Genomic DNA, 26,398 nt, shown 5'->3' with positions numbered 1-26,398 from the left:
TTCCAAGTTGACACATACGAATTGCAGAATTAAAATGAAAAGAAATCAAACGGAATACAATAGAAGCTCATCAGAGAAACTGAAGGCGCACAACGTTCACTTTTGTGAATAGATTGTGGGCCTTTTTCTATTGTACAAACTAAGGGGGCTTTATATATGAAACAGTGGAGTAAGACAACATTAATGAAAAGTACAGGTGTTTTATTATCAGCATTTGTTCTTTTGTCAGGTTGTGGTTCGGCAACATCCACTAGTAACTCTGAAGGAAGTACAGATAAGAAGGCAGTCGAACTTTTAAATGTTTCATATGATCCAACGCGCGAGTTATATCAAGATTTCAATAAAGATTTTGCGAAGTATTGGAAAGAAAAGCATGGTCAGACAGTAACTGTAAAACAATCGCACGGGGGATCTGGAAGTCAGGCGCGCTCTGTTATTGACGGTTTAGAGGCGGATGTTGTTACGCTAGCACTTGCTTATGATATTGATGCAATTAGTAAGAGGAAACAGTTAGCAGAAGATTGGCAGAAGCGACTTGCGGATAATTCAACTCCTTACACATCTACAATTGTATTTCTTGTGCGAAAAGGAAATCCGAAAGGGATTAAAGACTGGGATGATTTAACGAAAAAAGGTGTGTCTGTCATTACACCGAATCCGAAAACATCTGGAGGAGCACGTTGGAACTATTTAGGGGCGTGGGGATATGCGCTGAAAAAGTACAATAATAGTGAAGATAAGGCGAAAGAGTTTGTTGGCCAAATTTATAAAAACGTAGAAGTACTTGATTCTGGTGCACGCGGGGCAACGACAACTTTCGTTGAAAAAGGAATTGGAGACGTATTAATTGCGTGGGAAAATGAAGCGCTATTATCTCAAAAAGAACTTGGAAAAGATAAATTCGAAATTGTAACTCCTTCCATTAGTATACTTGCAGAACCGCCAGTAGCAGTTGTAGATAAAGTCGTTGATAAAAAAGGAACGAAAAAAGTAGCAGAAGGTTACCTTGAATATTTGTATTCAGAAAAAGGGCAAGAAATTGCAGCGAAAAACTTTTATCGTCCGCGTAATGAAAAAGTAGCAGAAAAATATGCATCTCAATTTCCAAAAGTTCAATTATTTACAGTAGATGAACTATTTGGAGGATGGAAAAAAGCGCAAGAAAAACATTTTAATGACGGAGGCGTATTCGATAAAATTTATCAAAAATAATGGGCGCTGCTAAAGAGTGATGAGGTGAAGGAATATGATTAAGAAAAAACGTGTGTTACCGGGATTTGGATTATCTCTTGGCTTTACAATGCTCTATACGAGTTTATTCGTACTTATACCACTTTCTATCGTATTTATTCAAACTTCGCAGCTAGGCTGGAAGAAGTTCGCACAAGTTATAACGAGTGAGCGCGTTTTACATTCATATCAAGTGAGTTTCACAACTTCACTTGCAGCGGCAGTTGTAAATGCTATTTTCGGTTTATTAATTGCGTGGGTACTCGTTCGATACACATTCCCAGGGAAACGGTTATTAGATGGACTAATTGATTTACCATTCGCTCTGCCGACAGCTGTAGCTGGTATTACGCTTACGACGCTATATGCGGAAAATGGCTGGATTGGAAAAATATTTAGTGTGTTTCATATAAAAGTAGCTTTTACCCAGCTAGGAATTATTATTGCACTGACGTTTATTGGCTTACCATTTGTCGTTCGAATGGTGCAACCAGTACTGCAAAGTATTGATAAAGAAGTAGAAGAAGCAGCTTCTAGTTTAGGAGCGTCACGCTTCCAAATATTTGTGAAAATCATTTTACCAGAAATATTCCCAGCCTTGCTTGCTGGTTTTTCACTCGCCTTTGCGCGGGCGTTAGGAGAATATGGATCTGTCGTGTTCATTGCAGGTAATATGCCGATGAAAACAGAAATTGCACCGCTTATGATTATGACGAAACTAGAACAATATGATTATGCAGGAGCAACAGCCGTAGCGGCTGTGATGCTTATTATTTCTCTCCTTTTCCTACTACTTATTAATATGATTCAAACTTGGAGTAGAAGGCATGAACTGAAAAACGAATAGGAGGGGAGAAAATGGAGCCAATAGTGCTGGAGAAGAAAATAGTAAAAAGCTTGTCAGCTAAAAAAGAACCTAAATTTGTACCGAGTTTATTAATTATGATAACAATTTTATTTTTATCTCTCTTTCTATTACTGCCGCTCATAACAATTTTTTTGAAAGCTTTTGAACGAGGGATTGATGTATATATTGCAGCTGTAACAGATCAAGAAGCATTTTTAGCTATTCGATTAACAATTATTGTTGCGTTAATCGTTGTACCGCTTAACACGATATTCGGAATAGCGTCGGCTTGGCTTATTACAAAGTTTCAATTTAAAGGAAAGCAGTTATTATTATCACTTATTGAATTGCCGTTTGCTGTATCACCAGTCATTGCAGGATTAGTATTCGTTTTACTTTTCACACCTCGTGCTGCTCTTGGCGGATGGTTATTGGAACACGGGATAAAACTTATCTTCTCTGTCCCTGGTATTATCATTGCGACGATATTTGTTACGTTTCCGTTCGTTGCGCGTGAATTAATCCCGGTTATGCAGGCGCAAGGGAAGAGTGAAGAAGAAGCAGCTCTTTCACTTGGCGCAAGTGGCTGGAAAATGTTTTGGCACGTTACGCTTCCGAATATAAAATGGGGTCTTTTATACGGCATGATTTTATGTAATGCACGTGCCATTGGTGAGTTTGGAGCTGTTTCCGTTGTGTCTGGTCACGTGCGCGGCGTTACAAATACGATGCCGCTCCATATTGAAATTTTGTACAATGAATATCAATTTTCAGCAGCGTTTGCTGTGGCGACTTTAATGTCACTCATCGCATTTTTTACGCTCGTTATAAAAAACTGGATTGAATGGAGAATGGAAAAACGACAATAAGGGGTGAGTGCGGTGAGTATTCAAATTCAAAATGTATCAAAACAATATGGTACATTTCAAGCGCTGACAGACATTCATTTGGATATTCCAAAAGGTGAACTGGTCGCTTTATTAGGCCCATCAGGTTCTGGGAAAACGACGTTATTACGAATTATTGCAGGACTAGAAGAAGCGGATCAAGGTTCGATTTCATTTGATGGAGAAGATTTAACTGATATTCACGTGAAAAACCGGCAAGTCGGTTTCGTCTTCCAGCACTATGCACTTTTTAAACATATGAATGTATTTGAAAATGTCGCTTTCGGTTTAAAAGTAAGAAAGAAAAGCTTAAGACCTTCAGCTGAAGCAATAGAAGAAAAAGTAATAGAACTATTGAAACTAGTAAAAATGGATGGTTTTGCAAAACGTTATCCAGCGCAATTATCTGGCGGACAACGCCAGCGTATCGCACTAGCCCGGGCGCTCGCGGTCGAACCGAAAATTTTATTACTTGATGAACCGTTCGGTGCACTTGATGCGAAAGTGCGGAAAGAATTGCGAAGATGGCTCCGGAAACTACATGACGAATTTCAAATTACGAGCGTATTCGTAACGCATGATCAAGAAGAAGCGCTAGACGTTGCGGACCGCATCGTTGTGATGAATGAAGGACGAATTGAACAAATGGGAACGCCGGAAGAAGTGTATGAAAAACCGGCAAGTCCGTTCGTATACGACTTTTTAGGAAACGTGAATTTATTTCACGGCCGCGTTCATAAAGGTAAGCTAAATGTAGGATCAGTGGAACTAGAAGCACCAGAGCATAAGCACGTTTCAAATGTAGACGGAGTGGGATACGTAAGACCACATCACCTTTCAATCGCCCGTACGAAACAAAGTATAGATGCAATCCCAGCGAAAGTAACATATTCACATGCAGTTGGGCCTGTCGTATATGTAGAATTGAGACGAGACGGAACAGATGAATATTTGGAAGCGGAAATTAGTAAAGAACAGTTCAAACAACTTAACGTTCAAACGGGTGAGTTTGTATACGTACATCCGAAAGAAGTGAAGGTGTTTATTCCGGAGGATTTTGTTATTTAATTGTGAAGGGAAGGGGCTGTCCCAAAAATCGAACTTTTTGACTAGCGGTATTTTCTCCTTGAATAAGATCACATAGGATTAGCATAAGTAGCAAAGGAAGATTTGAATTTCAAATCTTCCTTTGCTGTATGTGTATATAGTTATTTCTTCTTTACTAATTTTGTATTCTTCCAATCTAGTACGAAAAATTTATTAAACGTCTTTTGATCAACATCTTTTACATTATTTCCAACCCAGTTCGCAGTTCTGAACGTGAAGGGGAACTAGTTGTTTACTTTCATATTTAAAAATTGAACAAGCTGATTATTTAAATAGCTTGCACTATAAGAAAAATCATTTTGATACCAATGAATAATTATGCCAATAATAGCATTTGCTTGATAGGAACAATAGAGCTGATGATTGACGCCTTCTTTAAGGGATGTTTCTTTATCTTGAAGTAACAAATGAGTTATTTCCTCGAATAATAAATAATAGTACATTAAAGGGACTTTTTTTGAAAAAACAATACGGTAGAAAGGCTTATATTTTTCGATATGATGAAAAATACGAATTGTAGAAGGTTCTAATTCACTCGTTTTTAAAACTGATACATATCGGTAAGGTTCTTGATAAGAACGTGCTAAATCTGCTGTGATTTCTTTAAAATAATCCTTAAATAAATCTTCAATTTGGTTATAATGCAAGTAAAACGTACCACGATTTACTTTTGCCTTTCTGCAAATTTCCGAAATTGAGATATCTTCTAGAACTTTTTCATTTAATAATTCTAATAATGCATTATGTAATGCTTCTTTTGTTTTCACAATACGCAAATCTGTACGTGTCATTTTTTCACCTCTTATTGAACACATCTCTTGCTTTGTGTTATTTAATGAACATATATTGTTTTTTTGCTTATTGTAAGCGTTTGTTTATATTATTATAATTTTTATTGAACAACTGTACAATAGAAAAGGAGGCCGTTTCGAATGAGATTAAAAGGCAAAGTAGCAATTGTCACTGGTGCTGCATCAGGCATGGGGAAAGCAATTGCAGAAGGTTATGCAAAAGAAGGTGCAAAAGTCGTTGTATCGGACTTAAACTTAGAAGGTGCTCAAGCTGTAGTAGAGGGAATGAAAGTTTCAGGTGCAGAAGCCATTGCTGTTCAAACAAACGTAGCTTCCGAAGAAGATCTACAGCAGCTATTCGCTGAAACAAAAAAAGCTTTTGGGAAATTAGACATTCTCGTTAATAATGCAGGTATCATGGATGGGATGGAGCCTGTTGGTGAAATTTCAGACGAACGTTGGGAAAAAGTTTTTTCGGTTAATACAGTAGCTGTTATGAAATCAATGCGTATTGCAGTGAACCTATTCTTAGAACAAGGGCACGGTACAATTGTCAATAACATTTCTGCTGGCGGATTATGCGGTGCACGTGCTGGTGCTGCGTACACAGCTTCTAAACATGCAGTTGTTGGCTTAACAAAAAACACTGCATTTATGTATGCGAACAAAAACATTCGCTGCAATGGTATCGCTCCTGGAGCAGTCATTACAAACATTGGCTCTTCAATGACGAATATGAGCGAATTTGGTGCAAGTCGCCAAGCATTAGGTATGGATATTAATCCACGAGCTGGACAACCAGAAGAAATTGCACATATGGCCATCTTTTTAGCCTCAGATGAAGCAAGTTTTGTGAATGGACAGGTTATTGCTGTAGATGGTGGTTGGACGGCTTATTAACTTAATTTACTTATTTTAGATTAAAGACCACTAATTAGTGGTCTTCTTTATTAAAGAATAGTGTTGATTTTTTTAAACATTAAAAGAAACCCCGTATTGGTTTGGAGTGTCCTTGTTGCATTAAAGCTCCCATAAGTTTAATAAAGATACAGGGTTATTAAATTAATATGTATTTACAGTGGGGGGAAATTGTATACCAACAAAAGAAAATGTTTGGGAAGAAACAAAACAAATGGTGGAGTTAGCGATTTTATGCAGTGGAACATGTGATAGTTATGATGGATGGGAAACAAAAATTGTAGAGTAATATATAATGAGAGACTATTCTAAATTGAATTTTAGATAGTCTTTTTTATTGTGAAAATAGGGGTCTGAAGTATTGCTAGCAAAATAACATAAAATGAATAAATACGCTATTCCATTTGCGACATATAAGTACGATGACGATAACCGTCAGATTGAAAAGAATATAAATAGCCAAGTGACACGTTACTTCTATGATGGAGATAGTATTCATCTGTTATATGAAACAGATGGAAGTGAATATTGTAAGTTTTATGCCGGAGAAGGGATTCAAGATTGTCAGGTTGATGTGAATCAAGATATATGGATTAGTTATAGTGATGAAGGGATTTTTGGAGAGTCCCCAATTGGAGCAAACGGTATAGTTGCTTTTGATCCTACAGGTAAATTGATTTTTAATAATTATGATCAATATGTAGAAAGGTTTAATGTACCTCCTATAGATGATTGTTATGCAATGAACGTTATAGATGGAGACGTTTGGCTCTATTATTATTCAGAATTTCCTTTAGTTCAAATGAAAGATAAAAATTTTCATATGTTGTGGAATGAAATAAATTTAACGATGGAAATATGGTCAGAAAGTTTTGCGGTTGTTCAAGATAAAGTAGTATTCATTACTCGAGATAAAAAGTTGGTTGTTTATGATTTAAACAACAATCATGTGTATGATATTAATCCTTGTAATGAAACAGGTTCATGCTCACTTTATTATAAATATACACGTGAGTATTAACTCTCACAAGTGTAAAATAGAAAAGGTGGTTTTAATATATCAGTTACAAAAAAATGTCCGATTTAATGCAAGAGGATCACAAATAGCAGGTTACTATAAAGAAAACCTGTAAAAATAACTTTGTTTTGTAATAAATAAAGCAGTCTTATTACGGTCCGTTTGGAATGCTTACTATTTCCGTTAAACGTGCATAACAAGATATAATAGAAGAAATCAATAAGGAGGCTGGCTGTGAAGAATCTTCGTTATTTCAATATGTTTACTATGTTAATTGTATACACACTACTTATGTTTTATATCGGTTGGAACGCCTGGGCTTGGCTCAGTACGGTATTTGGCTGGAAATTTTGGGGGTATTACGCTTTCATAGTCGGATTTATTTCATATGCGTACATTCTCGTGCAAGTGTTTAAATTCCTTCCTTTCCTGCGAACGGTCGGTTCAATTTGGTTTGCGGTTATACAATACGCGCTTATGTTATTGCCGTTAGCCGATATTGCAGTCTTCCTACTGCAGTTTTCAGTGGAGAAAGAGACGGCAATTATTTGGACAGGAACGGTCGTTTTACTCGTATTCGTCTTAATCTTCGCATATGGGGTATTTAATGCATATAGTCCAGTAGTAAGAAAATACGAAGTGCATATACCGAAAAAAGTAGAAGGGCGTAAAAGTCTACGCATTGCGATGGCTTCTGATATGCATTTCGGTAAACTGTCTGGTGTTTCTCATTTAAAGAGACTTGTCCATCATGTAAATGAAATGAAACCAGATATTATTTTACTGCCCGGTGATATAATAGATGACCATCCAGGTGTATTCATTCAAAAAAATATGGGACCAATCATGAAACAGATGAAAGCTCCATTAGGCGTATATGGTGTGTTAGGAAACCATGAATATTACGGCAGAGCTGTTCCTGAGTTTTTACAAGAGATGGATAAGATTGATATTCGTATTCTTTTAGATGAAGTCATTACAATTGAAGATCATTTTTATCTCGTTGGAAGAAGGGATAAAACAGAGCGTGATCGTCAAAGCTTTAAAAGTTTAATGAGTACGGTAGATAAATCGCTTCCTGTTATCGCAATGGATCACCAGCCATTTGAGTTAAAACAAGCAGCGGATGCCGGCGTCGATTTACTATTATCCGGCCACACGCACCGCGGACAAATGGCGCCGAATCATATTGTGACGAGAAGAATGTACGAACTAGACTGGGGATACGCACAAAAAGGTGCATTCCACGCCATTGTTTCTTCTGGATTCGGATTTTGGGGACCACCGCTAAGACTTGGAAGCAGGTCAGAGATTGTGCAGGTGGAAGTTACGTTTGAATAGGTATGTGAAATAGAGAGCTGAGTGCTCTCTATTTTTTTATTTAAAGGTACAAAATATTCGAGTGAAGTTCTTTATTTACTCTCTGAAAAAAGAGATACTATAAGAAGACTCTGCTTGAAAAAGGGGGATTACAAGTGGTCATATCAGATGTAATATACGGAGAATTTGAAGTAGATAAAGTGTTAGAAGAATTAATTTTAAGTAAACCTGTGCAAAGGCTGAAAGGGATTCATCAGGCCGGAGCAAGTTACTTAATGAATGAGAAATGGAATGTAACACGTTTTGATCATTCAGTTGGTGTTATGTTGTTAATTAAAAAACTTGGTGGTCCGGTAGAAGAACAAATTGCTGGTTTATTGCATGATGTATCACACACTGCTTTTTCGCATGTTATTGATTATGTTTTTGATAACGAAAATGAAAGTTATCATGAAGAAATATTTAGCGCTGTCGTTAAAAACTCGGAAATCCCGGCGATTCTTTTAAAACATGGTTATAACTATGAAGATATTTTGTTAGATGATTCGAAGTGGACATTACTTGAAAGATTTGCGCCAGAATTATGTGCAGACCGAGTGGATTACACATTGAGAGATATGTATGCATATGGATATATTTCTTTAGAAGAAGCTCAAGATTTTTTAGATGATTTAATCGCAGTTAATGGAAAAATGGTTCTTCAAAATATCGAGATTGCTGAATGGTTTACGAAGACGTATTACAAAGAGGTAATCGATTTCTTTATGAAGCCAATGAATATTTACGGAAATGATATGTTAGCTAAAACGTTACAATTAGCTCTTCATAAAAAGGTCATTCATGCAGATGACTTTCTTCTTGAAGATTACGAGTTAATTTCGAAATTGAAGCAATATAAAGATCGAGAAGTAGATGCTTTATTAAATAAAATTCATCCAAGTGTAGAAGTAAAAGAAGATAGAAATGATTATGATTTACATCAGAAAAATAAAGTGCGCCTTATTGATCCTCCGTTACTTCGTGAAGGGAAAGTTGTTCAATCGTCTGCCATATCAGAAAGAATAAAACAGATGAGTGAGATTGCTTATGAAAAAGCGGTGAGAGGGATGTATGTGAAAGTGAGTTCTAATTAATGCAGAGGTTACCTTGAAAGTAGTTATTACTAGTAAGGTAACCTTTTATTTTTAATAAAAACAACTACATACAATAAATGGAAGGTAGCATAATTTAACTTATAAGGAGGTGAGCAAGTGATCTTCTCAATTATTCTATATTTCTTCTTCCCCATAACTTTAATCGCAACGATAATCCTTTCTAAAAAATCACATCAGAAAAAAATTATTTCATTTATTCCAGCCATTATTTCAGCTGTATTAGCCATCAGTTGTTATTCTCTTTTTCTATATAATAACGGAATGGGAGAGTTTATGGTCGCACTTTTATTAATCGGTATTACGCTAGCGAATGTAGCATTAATGACCATCATTAAGATTTTGAAAGTTACCGTTTTCAGTTAGTAGCAAATGAAAAAAGAAGTAGCACATCGTTTTTTAATGTGCTACTTCTTTTTCATTATCAATCAAACCAATTCCAAACCTCAATATCTCCAAGAGTAGCATAACGTACGTGAGGGGAATTTTGTAATTTTAATAATTCTTTTGAAGGTCCAGTAATTACAATGCCGTATACTTTTACTCCGTTATCTTTTACATATTTATAACGTTTATCTAAGTTTAGTTCGTTTTCAGGAAGCATAGCAACTGTACTTACAGTTTTTTTATGTGTAGAAAGAATGCGCATCATTTCAATTACTTTATCCTCTTGCGTTTTCTGATTTTCTGTTTCATCATCAAGGAATCCTATATGTTCTGGAAATCCTATAAAGTCGCCCCCAGATAGGATGAAATCTTCTTCATTTATTCTTTCTTGTCCCGTATCTAAAGCGTACCATACAGGAGTTGGAGGGAGTTCTTGTGCTTCAAATACGCCATATAAAAGTGGTTCTAATTCCTGTAAAGTGTAAGGTTTGTCAAAAGATATTGCTACTTCTGCAACGGTTCCCTCATGTACCTTTGCAAGTGTATCCCAAACCTTTTTAGATGCTTCTTTCAAATAATTACCTTGCTTGATTTTGGGATGAACAAAGTGGATGTTCGGTTGATAGTGCATATTCACCCAAGATTTATTTGTGATATTTAAAGAAGATAAGAAGCTGCTTGTTTCTATTGTACCGAGTGGCATTTCTTTTTTACCAATCGTTTTGACTAAATCAAATTGGCTGTTTGTTCGAAAGAAAGCTTCTACACTTGTTCCGCCCCCCATGACGCGGCTATTTGGGATAGTTGCTTCAAGTGCAAGAGAAGGAACATCTCGTATTTCTTTTAGTCGTTTATCATTATCAGCTTGAAAATAAAAGGCAGATAATACTCCGCCAATCATATATATAACGAGGCAAATTGCTAGTATAAAACCAAGCGTTTGTAACCGATGTTTCCATTTAATTCTCCAAAATGGAACTTTAAGATCTTTTGGCGGTAACCTTTTCTTAACGGGTTCTGTTTTTGTTAATAATTCATCCAAGTGAGCTTCACACTCTTCGCATGTCTCAATGTGACTTTCTAACTTTTCTTGTTCGTCATGTGTGAGTGTTCCGTTTTCATATTTCTCCCACAGTTTTTTAAACTCTGCACAAACCATCTGCATCACTCCTTTATGATTTTTGCTTCTTTTCGTCCGCGGTGTAATTCAATTTTTACTTTCGCTAACGAGAGACCGGTCATTTCTGCTATTTCCTTATAGGAGAATCCGTAGTAATCTCGTAGTAGTAACACATTTCGTCTTTGGAGCGGAAGAGAAGATAAACTTTGTAACCAACTAGCAATTTCATGTTTTACGAAATAAGAATGCTCTGTACTTGGCACGTTTGGTAAATGGAATTCTTCAATTTTAGTTGTTTTATACTTCTTTTCTTTTCGGTACCAATCGATAAAGGCGTTGTAGGCAATAGTAAATAACCACGGCCTAATTTCTTCTCCCTTATAATAGTCAATATGGACGAGCATTCGGTAAAAAGTTTCTTGCATGAGATCTTCAGCACAGTGGGGATCTCCGGTTAGGGAGAGAAGATAGCGAAATAAATCATGCATGTGCTCTGAGTAAATGTCTTCTAATGATTGACTTTGTTTCACTACATTTCCCTCCCTTCATACATAACAACGAAATACATATAAAAAAGTTACAATTTTTTATCCCGCATTAACGGGCAGTAAAACTCCCACCTCAAAATTCAGTTGAAGCAAAGAAATTAGGTGGGAGTCGGGCTGCCCGTAAATGCCCGATTGGTGAGGGCTGATTAAAGTTTCACTTTATAGAATTATAGTAAAAAACGTCAAGAATTGGATAGGATTCTCTTTTATCATAATACATATAAGGCGGGTGAACAGAGGTGGAAAGCTATGAAACTCAAATTCAAAGGGCAATTGATTATATTGAAGAGGATGTAATGGAAAAACAAACGCTGCGTAATTTAGCTCGCATTGCATGTTTTTCTGAATCGCATTTTCATCGCGTATTCCAGGCGTTAGTAGGCGATACAGTAATGGAGTATGTTCGGAAGAGGAGGTTGGCCCGGGCAGCTTATCAACTTTCTCATACGGATGAAAAAATTATTGATGTCGCATTTGAGCATGGCTTTCAATCTCACGAAACGTTCACGAGAGCCTTTAAAAAATTATTTCAAATGACACCAAGCGAATATCGAAAACAAGAAATTGAAACACCAATGTATTATAGAGTGAATGTAAAACAAAGAAAATTAAATCCATATTTAGGGGGCATACAAATGGAATATCGTATTGTAAATAAACCAGAATTTTTAATGGCGGGTTATGAGTTGAAGACGACGAGTAAAGAAGGGAAAAATCATCAAGACATCCCGGCCTTTTGGCAAGAGTATTTACAAAAAGATCTTGGAACGACGATTCCAAATCGTAAAGTTACGAGCCAATGGGTAGAGCTTGGATTATGTACCGATTTTAATTTAGAAACAGGGGACTTCACTTATATTATTGGAATGGAAGTTACAGACTTTGAAAATGTACCAAATGCAATTGCAAAGCGTACATTCCCATCCGCAACGTATGCAGTATTTACAACACCAAAAGTTCCTCATGAAGAAATGGTATCGTCTATTCATCAAACATGGAATGCAGTATTCTCAGAATGGTTCCCGCATTCAGGATATGAACATTGCGGAGTTACAGAGTTTGAACTATACGATGAGCGCTGCCACGAAGATAAGAGTGAGTTTGCTCAAGTAGAGCTTTGGATACCGGTGAAGAAAAAATAATAGAAAAAGAGACCGTCCTAAAAATATTTTGGGACGGTCTTTCTTATTAATAAATTGCCAATATTGTTTGTAGTTAAGTCGATATAATTTCATGTACTGTTACGTTCTTGCTTAATAAAAAAATAACTCCAAAATTAATTGTGCATTTTGGAGTTATTTGACGTTTACAATGGAAATACAAGAATAATCGTCGTTCCTTTTCCAAGTTCACTATCAATAGAAATCGTCCCATTATGGGCATGAACGAGTTGTTTTGTAATGGCTAGGCCAAGCCCAGTTCCTATATTGCTTTCTTCTGTATTTGTTCCTCTGTAATATCGCTCGAATAGAAGCTCTTTCGTTTTATCATCCATTCCTTTTCCGTTATCTGAAATAGAAAGTGTAAATGAATTTGCATTTTGGGAAAGTTTTACGATTACGCTTGTCGTTTCATTATTATGTTTTACAGCATTTGCTAATAAGTTTTCGATAATACGCTGGAACCATTTTTCTTCAATAAAATATTGAATCTTACTTGAACTTGGCACGAATTCAATATTTTGATTTTGCAGCGTTGGATTATTAATAAATTGCAGTAGTACTTTTTGAACGAACTGGTTAATTTCAACATTTACATGCTGTCCGGGAAGGGTATTATTTCTTAATTGATACGTTAAGCTTAAGTCGTCAATTAATGTAGTCATATATTGAGATTTTTCTTTCATTACATGGCCAAATTGTTGAATGTCTTGATCAGTCCAATTATATTGCTTCGATTCTAATAATAATGCATAGCCGTATATAGAGCTAAGCGGTGTTTTTAGATCATGCGTTAGGCCGGTAATCCACTCTTCACGTGTTTGTTGCAGTACTTTTCTCATTGCATCGTTCTTTTTCAAAGTAATAGAAAGGTGCTCTAGTGAGTTCGTAACATCTTTAAATATGCGGAACGACCATTTTTCTTTACCGGAGCGCCGGAACCGAACGGGTTTTCCTTTTTTACTAACAGGTTCTTCATATTTCCCGCCGGCTATGTTTTTAAGCCAGCGCATCGTGTGTAATAAAGGCTTTCCAAACTTATTTCCATACCAAATTGAAAGAATGACTAAATAAACAAACACAATAAGGAGGATTAAGCTACATCCGATTAGAAGTTTCTTAGTAAATACATCATCTAATTCATCATCTGGATAATAATGAGCGTTTGGAGCGGATACAACGACGAGATGACCACTATTTGAATCGTAAAAACTAGATGTATTTTCTTTATAATTCCACGGTTCTTTTTCATTAAGAGCCGTTTTTATAGCCGAAAATGTTTTTTTCTTCCCAGTTGGATAGGAAAAAACTTCTTCGCCATTGTTATTAAATATTTGCAGTGTTGCTTTTTCTTTAGAAAGTAATTGTTTTTCTTGTTCAGTTAATGCAAATTCATTTAATGATAAAGAAGGATGTCCTTGTTGTATCGTTTTTAGTAATGCATTACTTTTTAGTTTGGCACCGTAAATAACGAGCACTGGTTTCTTTTCTAATTTAATTTCCCAATAGTTAAATTTATAAATGTTGTTGCTACTATTCTGTAAATATGTAAGTAAGGATGTCTTTGTGTAAGCGGTCGGAACATCGTTAGGTGTATTAAAGTTGTAAAGGACCTTTCCATCTTCATCTACAATTTGAAGCCAATCACTCTTTTCTGTTATTAAATCTTTAACCTCAGATTTTAAAGTAATGTTATTGTCTTTAGAAGAAATATATTGGGAGATTGTAAAGGTATCATAATCAGAAATATTAGGTTCATATAAAGTACTATTAAGAAGAAAAATTAAATAAGAAAAAGAAGCAACTACTGCGATAAGTAACGTAACTAAGACAAAAACATGTTGTAAGATAAACTGGATTATAAGTCGTTTATTAAAATTCATATCTTTAACCTACTTTGTAACGAACTTATAGCCAAGTCCACGAACCGTTTTGATGTACAATGGATTACTTGGATCTTGTTCAATTTTTTCACGTAGTTTTCGAATGTGAACCATAACAGTATTATCATCTCCATTATAGGCAGGTGCTCCCCAAACTTTTTCATATATTTCTTCTTTCGAAAATACATAGTTCGGATTCTCACAAAAGAAGAGTAGTAGTTGAAAGAGTTGAGCGGAACATTCGACAACGTTCCCATCTACTGTTAGTTCCGCAGAATGTTGGTCAATTTCAAATCTCCCAAATGAAGAGGAGTATATTCTTTGTTCTTGTATGTTTTGTTTCATATGTCTTCGAAGTTGAGCTTTCATACGAGCGACTACTTCTAGTGGATTAAATGGCTTCGTAATGTAATCATCCGCACCGTATGAAAATCCGGAAATTTTATCTAAATCAGATGTTTTTGCTGTTAGAAAGAAGATAGGGCAATCCGTTTTTTGGCGAATGATCGGACAAATGTCAAAACCGGACTGTCCAGGAAGCATCACATCTAAAATGATTAAATCGTAATTGTTTTGCTCGGTGAGAGATAAGGCTATTGCCGCAGATGTTGCAGTTGTAATATGAGAAAAACCTTCTTTTTCAAGAATGGTAGTTAGTAATTGTAAAATTGCTGTTTCATCATCAACGAGTAAAATATTTGCGTGATACATATGAATCCCTCCTAATTTCCTCGAATATCATATCATCTTTTTGTAACTTATGGAATTTTTAAGGGAATTTTAAGGTTTTCTTTCACAAAAAATTAAGATTCAAATGATATGATAAAAGTAACATGGGGAGGAGATGAGTGTGAATCCGTTTCAAACGATGCGAGCTAGATATTTTTTAATTGTATTTACACTATTAATTTTAGTAGCACGAAGTAGCAATGAAGTGCTAGAAAATACATTTCATATACAGAATTCTTCTTTTATAAGTATTCTTATATTTTATATCCTTCCGATAACGTGGCTCTTTTATGAGTATAGAAAGCACCGTGTTTCATTTGTACACTTTATTAATAAAAATGAAACATTTAACCTGGTGCATGTTTTGTACATCGCGATTATGCTTTGTATGTTTAGTTACGGCTATCTTATTTTGTACATATACAGCTTTGCATGGATTACACCAGATTTTATTATGAATGCCTTGCATGAACCGATTATAGATAGTACCGGAGGATATGTATATCAATTTATTATGGTTGTATTTGTCGCGCCTATTGTCGGAGAATTTGTGTTTCGAGGATTTTTACTTCAGCGTTTTGCAGCAAAATGGGGAACTAGTATAGCGATGGTCGTTGTAGCACTTTTATTTGCTTGCTTACATATTGATTTCCTTGGCGCAGTCGTGTTTAGCGTCGTACTATCAATCGTATATATTCGTACGAAAAGCTTACTCATGCCAATTGCTATTCATATGTTAAACAATGCGTTTGTGCTCTGTGCTTCTTTTCTAGTAAGCAGAGAAAAGATAATGAGTTTTGCAGATTTTTCGAACTATACGACATTCTTTCCGGGACTAATTATTTTTATAGCGGGATTGAACTTAGTACTCATCTTTTTATTTGTTAATCGCAAATATTGGAGTAAAGAAGTGCCGGTTATATATGCGGAGAAGGAAAAGAGCTTTTCGAGTATAGTAGGAGATAAGTAAGGTAGAGAAGACGCTTGAGAAAATATTGAAGGAAGTGATAGATTACACTTCTATTAGATATCAGTACTTTTCCATTAATAATGATACAGGAAATACTATTTTTCTTTTTATCGTGTTAGGGACATTAATAATAGTCAGCTTTATTATAGAAGAAATGATGAAGCGCATCTTCAGACAGTATGTGAAAAATGAAGAGAATTATGTTAGGGTTCATAAAATGTTTGAGAAAGTAATGGGGACTTTTATTTTATGAAAATTAAATCATCATTAATTCGAAATTTGAAAGGGATGTATAAAATTATATGAATGAAACAATATCGTCAAATAAGTTTTTTTATTTGATTGTACTGAGTTTAGTATTGATTACGACAGTAAATGTTGTTCTTCGCTGGGAGGAAGCTTATTTTTTTATGTATTTAGCGCTCCATTTATTAGGGATTTTATGCATAACGGGCGGAGTAGTTGCTGAGAAAAAGCATGAAGAAAGTATTAATTATATGTGTGTGATGGGTCTTATCCTACTTTTAACTGTACAAGGTATTATGAAATATAGTTCTTTTTCTTTGCAAGATTTTAGTTTGTTAATAGATGTACTTCCTTAAGGAGGATTTTAAGGACTATGAATATATAGGATATGTAAAAGGCACTGGTTTGTAAGTACATTTCTTATACCAGATTATGAGCCGAAGAAAATATTTGAAAATAGGTGAAACTCTTCTTGTAATAGAAGAGTTTTTTTTTATAAATTGAACGAACTAGAACAATTCTCACGATTAGCTTGTTCTAATTTTGAAAGTACGAACTTACAATAGTAATAGACAGGCAGCATAGAGGAGGGAATAGCGTGAGGAAAGTTATTGGGTGGTCGCTTTTTTTGTACGTTGGGTTTGCGTTATTTATATATTGGTATTTATTTGGATGGAATCATGAACTCATTCCGGACATGTATAAAGGAACGAGTGCAGATCCAGAAACTTTTATGAATGCGAGGGAGCTTACGCTAAGCCAAGATTATTCGCGCGTGAAAAATTTACTGTTCTTTTTAGCGACGCCTCTTGAATGGATTATTTTATTATTTGTACTCGTGCTCGGTATTTCAAAAAAGTTTGAGAAATGGTCGAAGGAAACGACCAAAATAAATGTCTTACAAGTTGCGATTTATTTCTTTTATTTATCACTACTAACAACAGTTCTTGCATTACCGATGCAATGGATCGGGCGTAAAGTGTCCGTTGATTACGGCATTTCCACGCAAAGTACACAAAGCTGGATAAAAGATCATGTCATTGATTTTTGGGTGAACTATGCGACTATGTTACTCATTGTTACTGTTCTTTTATGGCTCATCCGTAAATTTCCAAAGAAATGGTGGCTAGCAGGATGGGCGCTCTCTGTGCCATTTACGATTTTCTTAACGTTCGTGCAACCTGTAATTATTGATCCGCTTTACAATGATTTCTCGACGCTAAAAAATAAAGAATTAGAAACGAAAATTTTGACAATGGCAGATAAAGCTGATATTCCAGCTGAACACGTATATGAAGTAAATATGTCGGAAAAAACAAATGCGTTAAATGCGTACGTAACGGGAATTGGCCTTAACTCGCGTATTGTAATGTGGGATACGACGCTTAAGCAATTAAAAGATAAAGAGATTTTATTTATAATGGCTCATGAAATGGGACATTACGTAATGAAACATATATATTGGGGCGTTGCGAGCTATGTCTTGCTATCGTTTATAGGTATGTATTTAATTAGTCGTATTATAAATATGTGTATTCGAAAATGGGGAGATACACTGCAAATTTCAAAAATGGCATGTTTCTCGATTTTACCTTTATTTTTCTTAATTTCTTCTGTACTATCCTTTGCATCACAACCAGCAACAAACTACGTTTCACGCATAGAAGAACGAGCGGCAGATCAATATGCTTTAGATATGACGAAAGATGGGAAGTCTGGTGTGAAAACTTTTCAATATTTATCAAAAACAAGCTTAAGCCAGGTGAATCCGCCTGCATTAGTGAAATTTTTCTTATACACACATCCGCCAATTTTCGAAAGAATTCATACGTTTGAACAATATGAAAAACAGAAGAAGCAGTAGTGTACTGCTTCTTTTTATTATGGAGTATTCGAGTTTTGGAAAATTATAGTGTATAATATATAGAATATTCAGTGAAATATTTAGGAGGTTAATATTTTGTTTCATTCAAAATCAATGCCGGCTATAAAAATGATTCTTTCGATGTCTATTTTCGGATCGATTGGATTCTTTTCTGTGCAAACTGGTTTACCGTCTTTTGAATTAGTATTTGTTCGTTGTATTTGTGCGACTTTATTTTTAGCATTATGTTGGTTCGTAACGGGGCAATACAAAAGTGAGAAATGGAACAAAAAAGAAACCATACAAATATTAGCTTGTGGTGTATTTCTCGTTTTTAACTGGGTATTTTTATTTAAAGCGTTTGAAGTCATGTCGATTACAATTGCGATTTCTGTATATCATCTTGCACCGATCATCGTATTAATGATTGGTAGTATTGTATTTAAAGAGAGGTTTACAGTATTTTCCGTTCTATCAATCATTATTTGTTTTATCGGTACTGTTTTAATAGCTGGAGTAGATGGAAATGTATCGCTTGAGAAATTAATGTCATCTGGCATGGTGTGGGCGCTTCTTGCAGCTGTATTTTATGCATTTACAACGTTGCTCGGAAAAGGAATTAAGCATACGAGTGCATATGCGATGACATTTTTACAAACACTTTTAGGTGTATTTTTACTATTACCATTTATAGATTTCGGAGCATTTCAAGGATTAACACAAACGAATTGGATCATGATTACAGCGACAGGACTTATACATACAGGGTTTGTGTACTACTTATTTTTTGACAGTTTAAGAGATTTACCGACGAGATTAATTTCTGTACTAGTGTTTCTAGACCCCGGTGTTGCGATTATATTAGATACAGTCTTTACTGGATTCAGACCGACGAGTATGCAAATTGTAGGGATTGTCCTAATATTTGTAGGAATGGCGTTTACTTTCCGAAAGCCGCAAGAAGAAAGAGTGAAAGCTTTCTCAGAAGCATGATTTATTTCGATAATTGAACAATATTTTAAATATTTAGGGTATTCAATATAATTAAAAAGGAGGCGAATAAAGAAAAAGGTGGATGACCAAAATGAAGAAGTTATTAAAAGTAGCTACATCATTAACGTTAATGGGGGGAATATTTGTAAGTGCAAATGGTGCTTCTGCAAATACTGGGGGGAATCAAAAATCTAGTCCTAATATTATTATAGATTTTGATGATTTATCAAAAAATCACTGGGCATACTATGAAATTGTTGAACTAGTGTATCACCGAATTATGTATGGCTACGGAAATGGGAAATTTGGTGTGGAAGATAATGTAACACGCGAACAGGCAGCAGCAGTGCTGTATCGCGCACTAGGTTTGAAACGAAATGTACATATTGAAAATTCATATGGAGATATTGACGGGAAATCAACAATGTTTCCTTATGAAATTTTACAATTAACAAAGCGTGGTGTTTTTAAAGGAGACGAAAATCAGAACTTCCGTCCAAAAGATACGTTAACTCGAGCGGAACTAGCGCAAATTTTGGTGAAAGCATATAATCTGAAAGCAAAACAACCTCATACATTTACAGATGTATCAGAAGATTATTGGGCAAGAGATGCGATTAGTGGGCTACAATCTAATAACGTTGTAGTAGGAACGGGTGATGGGAAATTTGGACCTGAAATGCTTGTAACACGCGGGCAATTTGCGAAATTCTTAAAAAAGGCAATCGATAATTCACCAGAGAAAATGGAATAAATAAGAGCTACATTATTATGTAGTAAAAGTGCAAATAGATCATATTTGTATCTTTTTGTATGAAAAGTGAAACAAAACATACATTTACTTACATACCAGAAAATCATTGGGCTAAAGATTCGATTAGCGCCTTACAGTCTAATAAAGCTATAGTTGAAACTGGTAATGATTTATCCCGCATTAACGGGGCAGTAAAACTCCCACCTCAAAATTCGGCTTGAGCAAAGAAGTTAGGTGGGAGATCAACTGCCCGTAAACGCCCGATTGGTTCAACTAATAATCAGTGGGGGATGAACAAAACCCCCACTGATTAAAGTTTCACTTTATTTGAGCCAGAAAAACTTGTAACTCGTGAACAGTATGCGAAGTTTTTAAATAATGCAATTCTTAGATTCCACTCAAATGATTAATATATGAAAATGAAAAAAAGCGCAAATATGATATTTGCGCTTTTTTTTGTCGATAAAGTGAAATTTCTATAAGTGAAGGACTTGATTAGTAGATAGTAGAATATTGTATATATAACATCTTTGCAAAAACTTTTGTTTATCCTTTTTAAAAATCAAACAGAGAAACTAGAGCGCAAAGATAAGAATATTTCTTCAAATTCAGAATACCAATTGGAATTGAGAGCGAATTGGCTCACCTAGTAATCTTCAAAATAATAGATGTTAAAAATGCAATATATTACATACGGCTTGCAAATACAGCATATGTAATATGGGAAAAGAATTTAGTCTATTATTTTCCACTTTTAATAAAGTGGAAATGAAGGAGAGAGGACAATGAAGAAAAAAATGTTACGTATAATGGCCGCAGCGACTATTATGGGTGGATTATTGGTAAGTGCAAGTGTACCTAACATAAAAGCAGAAGAGTATCCAGAAATGATTGTATTTGATGATGTTCCAGTAGACTATTGGGCATATGAATATATTATGGAAGTGACGTATCATAAAGTTATGCTAGGCTATGGAAATGGAAAGTTTGGTGTAGGTGATAATGTAACCCGTGAACAAGTGGCGGCAGTACTGTATCGCGCACTTAATATAAAGCATGAAGGACCGTTAAAAAACCCTTATAATGATATTTCTGAAAGATCAACAATGTTTCCAAATGAAATTTTAGCATTAACAGAACGTGGCATTTTTAAAGGTGATGAGAAGGGGAACTTTAGACCTAGAGAAACAATAACACGTGTAGAAGTAGCACAAGTTCTTACACAGACATTTTCATTTGAAGCACAGCAACAGCATACATTTAAGGATGTACCAAATAATTATTGGGCAAAAAATGCAATTAGTGCACTACAAGCTAATAATGTCATAGTAGGAACAGGGAATGGAAAGTTTGAACCAAATAAAGTTGTAACACGTGAGCAATATGCAACATTTTTAAATAAAGCTATTACTAATTTTTATTTGAAAGATGAATAACATGAAACGGAAGTTAAAAAATAATATAGTACAAGGAAATTAAAATTATATTAATATATCATATTTCTTTAAAAAAAGCGCGGAAATTACGCGCTTTTTTCTTATTTTAAATTGTTTATCTGTATATTTATTCTGCTGTTCATATTTCGGTGATTAGTATTTATGGAAAAAACAGGTTAATTATAGTTACTTTTCATGGGGTAAAGGTATGGTTTAGTAACTTTATTTTTAACTAAGTGTAAAGAGAAGTATATGAAGTATAATTCGCAAATTAGACAAACATTATATGGATAAGTGTATTGTTACTTTTCTGTGAATTCTTTATATTAGAAAAAATATGTTTTTAGGGAGAGAACAAAGTGAAGAAAAAGATATTAAAAGTAGCAACAGCTTTAACAATTATGGGTGGAATTGGATTAAGTGCACAAGGTACTACAGCAAATGCGGAAGTAGCTGTGAAACAACAACAAGCAGTACCTGGCACATTTAAAGATGTACCAGCAGGACATTGGTCTTATGAAGCAATTCAAAACCTAAAAAACTGGGAAATTATTGCTGGTTACGGAGATGGAAGATTCGGTTTTGGTGATAATGTAACACGTGAGCAAGTAGCGGCGTTAATTTACCGTACAATTGATGGGGACCAATACTTTGATGAAGATCATGAGTTTGTAAGTACATATAAAGATATCGTTGATGATAACTCAACAATGTTCCCAATTGAAATTTTAGCATTAACAGAATTAGAAATCTTTAAAGGTGATGATAGTGGAAACTTCAGACCAAAAGATACATTAACACGTGCAGAAATGGCACAAATTTTAACGGAAACATTTGAGTTACAAGTAAAAGGTACACCAGGATTTAAAGATGTACCAGCAGGACATTGGGCAGCTAAGGCAATTAATGCAGTAGGTTCAAATGGTATTTCAGCAGGTGATGGTTCAGGTAACTTTGCACCAGGTATGAAAGTAACACGTGAACAATATGCACAGTTCCTATACAAAGCAATTTTAAATGATCAGCAACAATAATTTATAAAAAAGAGCCAGTGTTATACAACACCGGCTCTTTTTTATGTTGAAATCATAATGGATAAACACAGTTTTGTAAAAAAACCATTAAATTTTCAAAAAAAACTTCCTTTTCTGAAGATTTGTTATATAATATAAAACATAAAATCAAATCTGTTATAAGACAGTTTAAGAAGGGGATGCTAATATGTCGACGCAAACTTCACGGGTTACACTCGTTGGAGAAATGTTACCAGCGTACAACGAAATATTGACACCTGAGGCGCTTAGTTTTTTAAAGGAACTGCATGAAAATTTCAATGAACGCCGCACGGAACTTTTACAAAAGCGTGTGGAGAAACAAAAAAGAATTGATGCAGGGGAGCTTCCTAAGTTTTTAGAAGAAACAAAGCATATACGTGAAGGGGATTGGACAATTGCCCAGCTTCCGAAAGATTTAGAGGATCGCCGCGTGGAGATTACTGGACCGGTAGATAGAAAGATGGTCATTAACGCTTTAAATTCAGGAGCACATCTTTTTATGGCAGACTTTGAAGATTCGAATGCACCAACTTGGAGAAATGCTGTCGAAGGCCAAATTAACTTACGAGATGCGAGTAAGGGAACGATTTCACATAAAAATGAAAACGGAAAAGAATATCGTTTAAATAGTAAGACGGCTGTATTAATTGTGCGTCCGAGAGGGTGGCATTTAGAAGAAAAATATATGCAAGTTGACGGCAAGAACATGTCTGGCAGTTTAGTAGATTTTGGCTTGTACTTTTTCCATAATGCGAAGGTGCTTTTAGCAAAAGGAAGTGGCCCGTACTTTTACTTACCGAAAATGGAAAGTTACTTAGAGGCAAGATTATGGAATGACGTTTTCGTATTTGCTCAAAAGTATATCGGCATTCCGAACGGAACGATTAAAGCTACTGTGTTAATAGAAACGATTCACGCTTCATTTGAAATGGATGAAATTCTGTATGAACTAAGAGATCATTCTGCTGGTTTAAACTGCGGACGATGGGATTATATATTTAGTTTCTTAAAGAGCTTCCGTAATCATAATGGATTTTTACTTCCGGATAGAGCGCAAGTCACGATGACAGCGCCGTTTATGCGCGCGTATTCTTTGAAAGTTATTCAAACGTGTCATCGTCGTAATGCGCCGGCAATCGGAGGAATGGCAGCGCAAATCCCAATTAAAAATGATCCAGAAGCAAATGAGGCTGCTTTCGAGAAAGTGCGTGCTGATAAGGAGCGCGAAGCTTTAGACGGTCATGACGGGACTTGGGTTGCCCACCCGGGACTTGTACCGGTTGCAATGGAAGTATTTAATCACATAATGAAAACGCCAAATCAAATTTTTAGAAAGCGTGAAGAAATACGTGTAACAGAAAAGGATTTATTAGAAGTACCGATGGGAACGATTACAGAGGCTGGTCTTCGCACTAATATTAACGTCGGTATTCAATATATCGCATCTTGGTTAAGCGGGAGAGGAGCAGCTCCTATTTATAACTTAATGGAAGATGCGGCAACAGCGGAAATATCAAGAGCACAAGTATGGCAGTGGATTCGTCATGAGGGTGGAAAGTTAAGTGATGGCCGTGATATCACTTTTAAATTGATGGAAGAATTGAAAGAAGAAGAACTAGCAAAAATAGAAAGAGAGATTGGTAAGGAAGCGTTTAAGAAAGGGAGATTTGAAGAAGCTACAAACCTGTTTACAAACCTTGTTCGTAATAACGAGTTCATGCCGTTTTTAACATTACCGGGTTATGAAATTTTATAAGAAACAAGAAAAGGGGATGGAACATATGAAAAACGAAAGAATTGATAAATTGCAGGAAAGCTGGGAGTTAGATACGCGCTGGAGAGGGATAACACGTCCATATACAGCTGAAGATGTAATTCGTCTGCGCGGATCGATTGATATTGAACATACGTTAGCGCGCTGCGGTGCAGAGAAGCTTTGGAAATCACTTCATACAGAAGATTATATTAATGCACTTGGGGCATTAACAGGAAACCAAGCGATGCAACAAGTGAAGGCTGGATTAAAAGCAATTTATTTAAGCGGTTGGCAAGTAGCGGCAGATGCGAACCTTTCTGGACATATGTATCCTGATCAAAGCTTATACCCAGCGAACAGTGTACCGGCTGTTGTAAAACGAATTAACCAAACACTTCAACGTGCTGATCAAATTCAGCATATGGAAGGTAGCGGTGATACAGATTATTTTGTCCCAATTGTGGCGGATGCTGAAGCTGGATTTGGTGGACAATTAAACGTATTTGAACTAATGAAAGGAATGATTGAAGCGGGTGCATCTGGCGTGCACTTTGAAGACCAATTATCTTCAGAGAAAAAATGCGGGCATTTAGGCGGAAAAGTATTATTACCGACGCAAACAGCGGTGCGTAATTTAATTTCGGCACGTCTTGCTGCGGATGTAATGGGTGTACCAACAATTATTGTCGCAAGAACAGATGCAGATGCGGCAGATTTAATTACGAGTGATATTGATCCAGTTGATCAAGAGTTTATTACAGGGGAAAGAACGCCAGAAGGGTTTTATCGTACGAAAGCAGGTCTTGATCAAGCAATTGCACGTGGTTTAGCGTATGCGCCGTATGCAGATCTCGTTTGGTGTGAAACGTCGGAGCCAAATTTAGAAGATGCAAAACGCTTTGCGGACGCAATTCATAAGAAATATCCAGGGAAGCTACTCGCTTACAACTGTTCCCCTTCATTTAACTGGAAACAAAAATTAGATGAAAAAACGATTGCAAGCTTCCAAAAAGAAATTGCATCGTACGGTTATAAATTCCAGTTCGTAACGCTTGCTGGATTCCATTCATTAAATTACGGCATGTTTGAATTAGCGCGTGGTTATAAAGAGCGCGGCATGGCAGCGTACTCTGAATTACAACAAGCAGAGTTCGCAGCAGAAAAATATGGTTACTCTGCAACGCGCCATCAACGCGAAGTAGGAACAGGATACTTTGATGAAGTAGCACAAGTGATTACAGGTGGTACTTCGTCAACGACTGCTCTAAAAGGATCCACAGAAGAAGAACAGTTTACGAAATAAAGGTAGAAGTAGGTGCCCCCCAAAATATTTTTGGGGCACCTTTCTTATTTATTATTACGTCGCTGACATTGTTAAAATTTGTCGGAAAGTTGATATAATTTTATCCCGCATTAACGAGCAGTAAGACTCCCACCTCAAAATTCGGCTGGAGCAAAGAAGTTAGGTGGGAGATCAACTGCCCGTAAACGCCCGATTGGTTCAACTAATAATCAGTGGGGGATGAACAAAACCCCCACTGATTAAAGTTTCACTTTATTTATCGTCGTATTGTGGGACGTTCACTTCTATTTAAAATATCCAATCCAGTATAGTGAATATACCAATAATAGCAGTAGAAAGAAGGAATGCGAATAATGCTAGACAGCCCCATTCAAATAGTTTGTCTTTCCATGTTTCTTCATAATCGTCAATTAGTTCTTCCGCTACTTTTTTCTGCAGTGGTTGTAAAGTATGTTCGGTATATAGTTCTTTAATAATGTCATGATCTCCTTTGAATTTTAAAGCACGTACAATATGATAAGGATCGTTTCCCATCGATTTTTCAAATTGTAGACATGCCGCGTGCATAACATTTGTTTTCTCTTTTTCAAGATACCAATACCGTCCAGCCATTTCTGGGTATTGTAATGTAAAGTAAATATCACCGAGTTTTTTTCTAAGTGCTAATTCATTCGGATAAGTAGCGATTAATCCGTGTAATCTATCTCTTGCTTTTCCAAGATTGTTATTTTCAATATCTTTTTCAATTCTCTTTAATGTTTTTTTAGGGATTATTTCTGTCATATACTCCTCCTTATTAGAATAGGTGTGGTTATATTTTATAAGAAATACTAAAATTTAGAAATTTTATTTTCAAAAAGGATTGTACATTCTATTTTAAGTATGCTATGATAATACCAGTTGAATAATTAAATTAAGCAATCCA

Annotated in this window: 25 protein-coding genes and 3 pseudogenes; 21 read left to right on the top strand and 7 right to left on the bottom strand. The window is 35.6% G+C overall.

What is annotated here, in order from left to right; genetic code table 11:
- The first annotated feature begins 156 nt into the window (after positions 1-156).
- From MR071_RS11500 to MR071_RS11485, 4 genes are read left to right on the top strand one after another with little or no spacing between them, the layout of a single operon-like run.
- Positions 157-1,212 (top strand): sulfate ABC transporter substrate-binding protein, encoded by a 1,056-nt coding sequence (locus tag MR071_RS11500; RefSeq protein ID WP_242236117.1) that lies wholly within the window; start codon positions 157-159, stop codon positions 1,210-1,212.
- A 37-nt stretch (positions 1,213-1,249) separates the two neighbouring features.
- On the top strand, positions 1,250-2,077 hold the full coding sequence (gene cysT, locus MR071_RS11495) for a sulfate ABC transporter permease subunit CysT (RefSeq protein ID WP_242236149.1): 828 nt from the start codon (positions 1,250-1,252) through the stop codon (positions 2,075-2,077).
- A gap of 11 nt (positions 2,078-2,088) precedes the next feature.
- The gene (gene cysW, locus MR071_RS11490) at positions 2,089-2,946 is read left to right on the top strand and encodes a sulfate ABC transporter permease subunit CysW (protein ID WP_242236115.1); all 858 of its coding nucleotides are present in this window, start codon (positions 2,089-2,091) and stop codon (positions 2,944-2,946) included.
- Between the two features lie 12 nt (positions 2,947-2,958).
- Positions 2,959-4,032: a sulfate/molybdate ABC transporter ATP-binding protein gene (locus tag MR071_RS11485; protein ID WP_242236113.1), complete on the top strand. Its 1,074-nt coding sequence runs from the start codon at positions 2,959-2,961 to the stop codon at positions 4,030-4,032.
- A gap of 140 nt (positions 4,033-4,172) precedes the next feature.
- Here MR071_RS11485 and MR071_RS11480 read toward each other — a convergent pair.
- Both MR071_RS11480 and MR071_RS11475 read right to left on the bottom strand, forming a co-directional pair.
- Positions 4,173-4,289: pseudogene (locus MR071_RS11480) on the bottom strand (beta-channel forming cytolysin CytK2); the annotation flags it as partial.
- Positions 4,290-4,295: 6 nt separating this feature from the next.
- Positions 4,296-4,862 (bottom strand): TetR/AcrR family transcriptional regulator, encoded by a 567-nt coding sequence (locus MR071_RS11475; RefSeq protein ID WP_242236111.1) that lies wholly within the window; start codon positions 4,860-4,862, stop codon positions 4,296-4,298.
- 141 nt (positions 4,863-5,003) lie between these two features.
- Between MR071_RS11475 and MR071_RS11470 the strand changes: the two genes are divergently transcribed.
- The 6 genes and pseudogenes from MR071_RS11470 (at position 5,004) to MR071_RS11450 (ending at position 9,635) form a co-directional block, all read left to right on the top strand.
- Positions 5,004-5,762 (top strand): SDR family oxidoreductase, encoded by a 759-nt coding sequence (locus tag MR071_RS11470; RefSeq protein ID WP_105586587.1) that lies wholly within the window; start codon positions 5,004-5,006, stop codon positions 5,760-5,762.
- Between the two features lie 418 nt (positions 5,763-6,180).
- Positions 6,181-6,303, top strand: a pseudogene (locus MR071_RS25785) (RHS repeat-associated core domain-containing protein); the annotation flags it as partial.
- Positions 6,286-6,801 (top strand): annotated as a pseudogene (locus tag MR071_RS11465) (hypothetical protein); the annotation flags it as partial. The pseudogenes MR071_RS25785 and MR071_RS11465, both read left to right, overlap by 18 nt.
- Before the next feature lie 231 nt (positions 6,802-7,032).
- Positions 7,033-8,139 (top strand): metallophosphoesterase, encoded by a 1,107-nt coding sequence (locus MR071_RS11460; protein ID WP_242236109.1) that lies wholly within the window; start codon positions 7,033-7,035, stop codon positions 8,137-8,139.
- 134 nt (positions 8,140-8,273) lie between these two features.
- Positions 8,274-9,251 (top strand): HD domain-containing protein, encoded by a 978-nt coding sequence (locus MR071_RS11455; RefSeq protein ID WP_242236107.1) that lies wholly within the window; start codon positions 8,274-8,276, stop codon positions 9,249-9,251.
- Between the two features lie 117 nt (positions 9,252-9,368).
- Positions 9,369-9,635 (top strand): hypothetical protein, encoded by a 267-nt coding sequence (locus tag MR071_RS11450; RefSeq protein ID WP_242236105.1) that lies wholly within the window; start codon positions 9,369-9,371, stop codon positions 9,633-9,635.
- A gap of 58 nt (positions 9,636-9,693) precedes the next feature.
- Here MR071_RS11450 and MR071_RS11445 read toward each other — a convergent pair whose 3' ends face one another.
- Both MR071_RS11445 and MR071_RS11440 read right to left on the bottom strand, forming a co-directional pair.
- Entirely contained in the window at positions 9,694-10,815 is a 1,122-nt protein-coding gene (locus MR071_RS11445) for an anti-sigma factor (RefSeq protein ID WP_242236103.1), read from the bottom strand.
- Positions 10,816-10,820: 5 nt separating this feature from the next.
- Entirely contained in the window at positions 10,821-11,306 is a 486-nt protein-coding gene (locus tag MR071_RS11440) for an RNA polymerase sigma factor (RefSeq protein WP_242236102.1), read from the bottom strand.
- 257 nt (positions 11,307-11,563) lie between these two features.
- Between MR071_RS11440 and MR071_RS11435 the strand changes: the two genes are divergently transcribed.
- Positions 11,564-12,466: an AraC family transcriptional regulator gene (locus MR071_RS11435; RefSeq protein ID WP_242236099.1), complete on the top strand. Its 903-nt coding sequence runs from the start codon at positions 11,564-11,566 to the stop codon at positions 12,464-12,466.
- 164 nt (positions 12,467-12,630) lie between these two features.
- Here the strand turns inward: MR071_RS11435 and MR071_RS11430 are convergent, their stop codons facing one another.
- Positions 12,631-14,367 (bottom strand): ATP-binding response regulator, encoded by a 1,737-nt coding sequence (locus MR071_RS11430; RefSeq protein WP_242236097.1) that lies wholly within the window; start codon positions 14,365-14,367, stop codon positions 12,631-12,633.
- 9 nt (positions 14,368-14,376) lie between these two features.
- The gene (locus tag MR071_RS11425) at positions 14,377-15,078 is read right to left on the bottom strand and encodes a response regulator transcription factor (protein WP_242236095.1); all 702 of its coding nucleotides are present in this window, start codon (positions 15,076-15,078) and stop codon (positions 14,377-14,379) included.
- A 139-nt stretch (positions 15,079-15,217) separates the two neighbouring features.
- Here MR071_RS11425 and MR071_RS11420 point away from each other — a divergent pair, with 139 nt between their 5' ends.
- The 10 genes from MR071_RS11420 (at position 15,218) to aceA (ending at position 25,473) form a co-directional block, all read left to right on the top strand.
- The gene (locus tag MR071_RS11420; protein ID WP_242236093.1) at positions 15,218-16,066 is read left to right on the top strand and encodes a CPBP family intramembrane glutamic endopeptidase; all 849 of its coding nucleotides are present in this window, start codon (positions 15,218-15,220) and stop codon (positions 16,064-16,066) included.
- 25 nt (positions 16,067-16,091) lie between these two features.
- The gene (locus tag MR071_RS25565) at positions 16,092-16,319 is read left to right on the top strand and encodes a malate synthase (RefSeq protein ID WP_305037869.1); all 228 of its coding nucleotides are present in this window, start codon (positions 16,092-16,094) and stop codon (positions 16,317-16,319) included.
- 49 nt (positions 16,320-16,368) lie between these two features.
- Positions 16,369-16,668 (top strand): hypothetical protein, encoded by a 300-nt coding sequence (locus MR071_RS11415; protein ID WP_001006056.1) that lies wholly within the window; start codon positions 16,369-16,371, stop codon positions 16,666-16,668.
- A 242-nt stretch (positions 16,669-16,910) separates the two neighbouring features.
- On the top strand, positions 16,911-18,176 hold the full coding sequence (locus MR071_RS11410; RefSeq protein ID WP_242236090.1) for a M48 family metallopeptidase: 1,266 nt from the start codon (positions 16,911-16,913) through the stop codon (positions 18,174-18,176).
- 96 nt (positions 18,177-18,272) lie between these two features.
- A complete protein-coding gene (locus MR071_RS11405) occupies positions 18,273-19,169 on the top strand; it encodes a DMT family transporter (protein WP_105586599.1) in 897 nt (298 codons plus the stop codon).
- An 82-nt stretch (positions 19,170-19,251) separates the two neighbouring features.
- Entirely contained in the window at positions 19,252-19,923 is a 672-nt protein-coding gene (locus MR071_RS11400; RefSeq protein WP_242236088.1) for an S-layer homology domain-containing protein, read from the top strand.
- A 785-nt stretch (positions 19,924-20,708) separates the two neighbouring features.
- On the top strand, positions 20,709-21,359 hold the full coding sequence (locus tag MR071_RS11395; RefSeq protein WP_242236086.1) for an S-layer homology domain-containing protein: 651 nt from the start codon (positions 20,709-20,711) through the stop codon (positions 21,357-21,359).
- A 359-nt stretch (positions 21,360-21,718) separates the two neighbouring features.
- The gene (locus tag MR071_RS11390) at positions 21,719-22,393 is read left to right on the top strand and encodes an S-layer homology domain-containing protein (protein WP_242236084.1); all 675 of its coding nucleotides are present in this window, start codon (positions 21,719-21,721) and stop codon (positions 22,391-22,393) included.
- A 187-nt stretch (positions 22,394-22,580) separates the two neighbouring features.
- Positions 22,581-24,170, top strand: a complete 1,590-nt coding sequence (aceB, locus tag MR071_RS11385) for a malate synthase A (protein ID WP_242236082.1) — start codon at positions 22,581-22,583, stop codon at positions 24,168-24,170.
- A 25-nt stretch (positions 24,171-24,195) separates the two neighbouring features.
- Positions 24,196-25,473 (top strand): isocitrate lyase, encoded by a 1,278-nt coding sequence (gene aceA / locus MR071_RS11380; protein ID WP_242236079.1) that lies wholly within the window; start codon positions 24,196-24,198, stop codon positions 25,471-25,473.
- Between the two features lie 288 nt (positions 25,474-25,761).
- Here the strand turns inward: aceA and MR071_RS11375 are convergent, their stop codons facing one another.
- The gene (locus MR071_RS11375; protein ID WP_242236078.1) at positions 25,762-26,256 is read right to left on the bottom strand and encodes a DUF6584 family protein; all 495 of its coding nucleotides are present in this window, start codon (positions 26,254-26,256) and stop codon (positions 25,762-25,764) included.
- Positions 26,257-26,398 lie beyond the last annotated feature (142 nt).

This window comes from Bacillus cereus group sp. BfR-BA-01316 (genome assembly GCF_022664195.1).
Classification (GTDB): Bacteria; Bacillota; Bacilli; order Bacillales; family Bacillaceae_G; genus Bacillus_A.
This window is presented reverse-complemented; position numbering and strand designations above follow the sequence as displayed.

Coding starts and splice junctions, on each gene's coding strand:
- MR071_RS11430 (WP_242236097.1), bottom strand. CDS start 14,367: ATGAATTTTAATAAACGACTTATAATCCAGTTTATCTTACAACATGTT.
- MR071_RS11475 (WP_242236111.1), bottom strand. CDS start 4,862: ATGACACGTACAGATTTGCGTATTGTGAAAACAAAAGAAGCATTACAT.
- MR071_RS11425 (WP_242236095.1), bottom strand. CDS start 15,078: ATGTATCACGCAAATATTTTACTCGTTGATGATGAAACAGCAATTTTA.
- MR071_RS11415 (WP_001006056.1), top strand. CDS start 16,369: ATGAATGAAACAATATCGTCAAATAAGTTTTTTTATTTGATTGTACTG.
- aceB (WP_242236082.1), top strand. CDS start 22,581: ATGTCGACGCAAACTTCACGGGTTACACTCGTTGGAGAAATGTTACCA.
- MR071_RS11400 (WP_242236088.1), top strand. CDS start 19,252: ATGACCAAAATGAAGAAGTTATTAAAAGTAGCTACATCATTAACGTTA.
- MR071_RS11445 (WP_242236103.1), bottom strand. CDS start 10,815: ATGGTTTGTGCAGAGTTTAAAAAACTGTGGGAGAAATATGAAAACGGA.
- cysW (WP_242236115.1), top strand. CDS start 2,089: ATGGAGCCAATAGTGCTGGAGAAGAAAATAGTAAAAAGCTTGTCAGCT.
- MR071_RS11395 (WP_242236086.1), top strand. CDS start 20,709: ATGAAGAAAAAAATGTTACGTATAATGGCCGCAGCGACTATTATGGGT.
- MR071_RS11375 (WP_242236078.1), bottom strand. CDS start 26,256: ATGACAGAAATAATCCCTAAAAAAACATTAAAGAGAATTGAAAAAGAT.
- MR071_RS11470 (WP_105586587.1), top strand. CDS start 5,004: ATGAGATTAAAAGGCAAAGTAGCAATTGTCACTGGTGCTGCATCAGGC.
- MR071_RS11500 (WP_242236117.1), top strand. CDS start 157: ATGAAACAGTGGAGTAAGACAACATTAATGAAAAGTACAGGTGTTTTA.
- aceA (WP_242236079.1), top strand. CDS start 24,196: ATGAAAAACGAAAGAATTGATAAATTGCAGGAAAGCTGGGAGTTAGAT.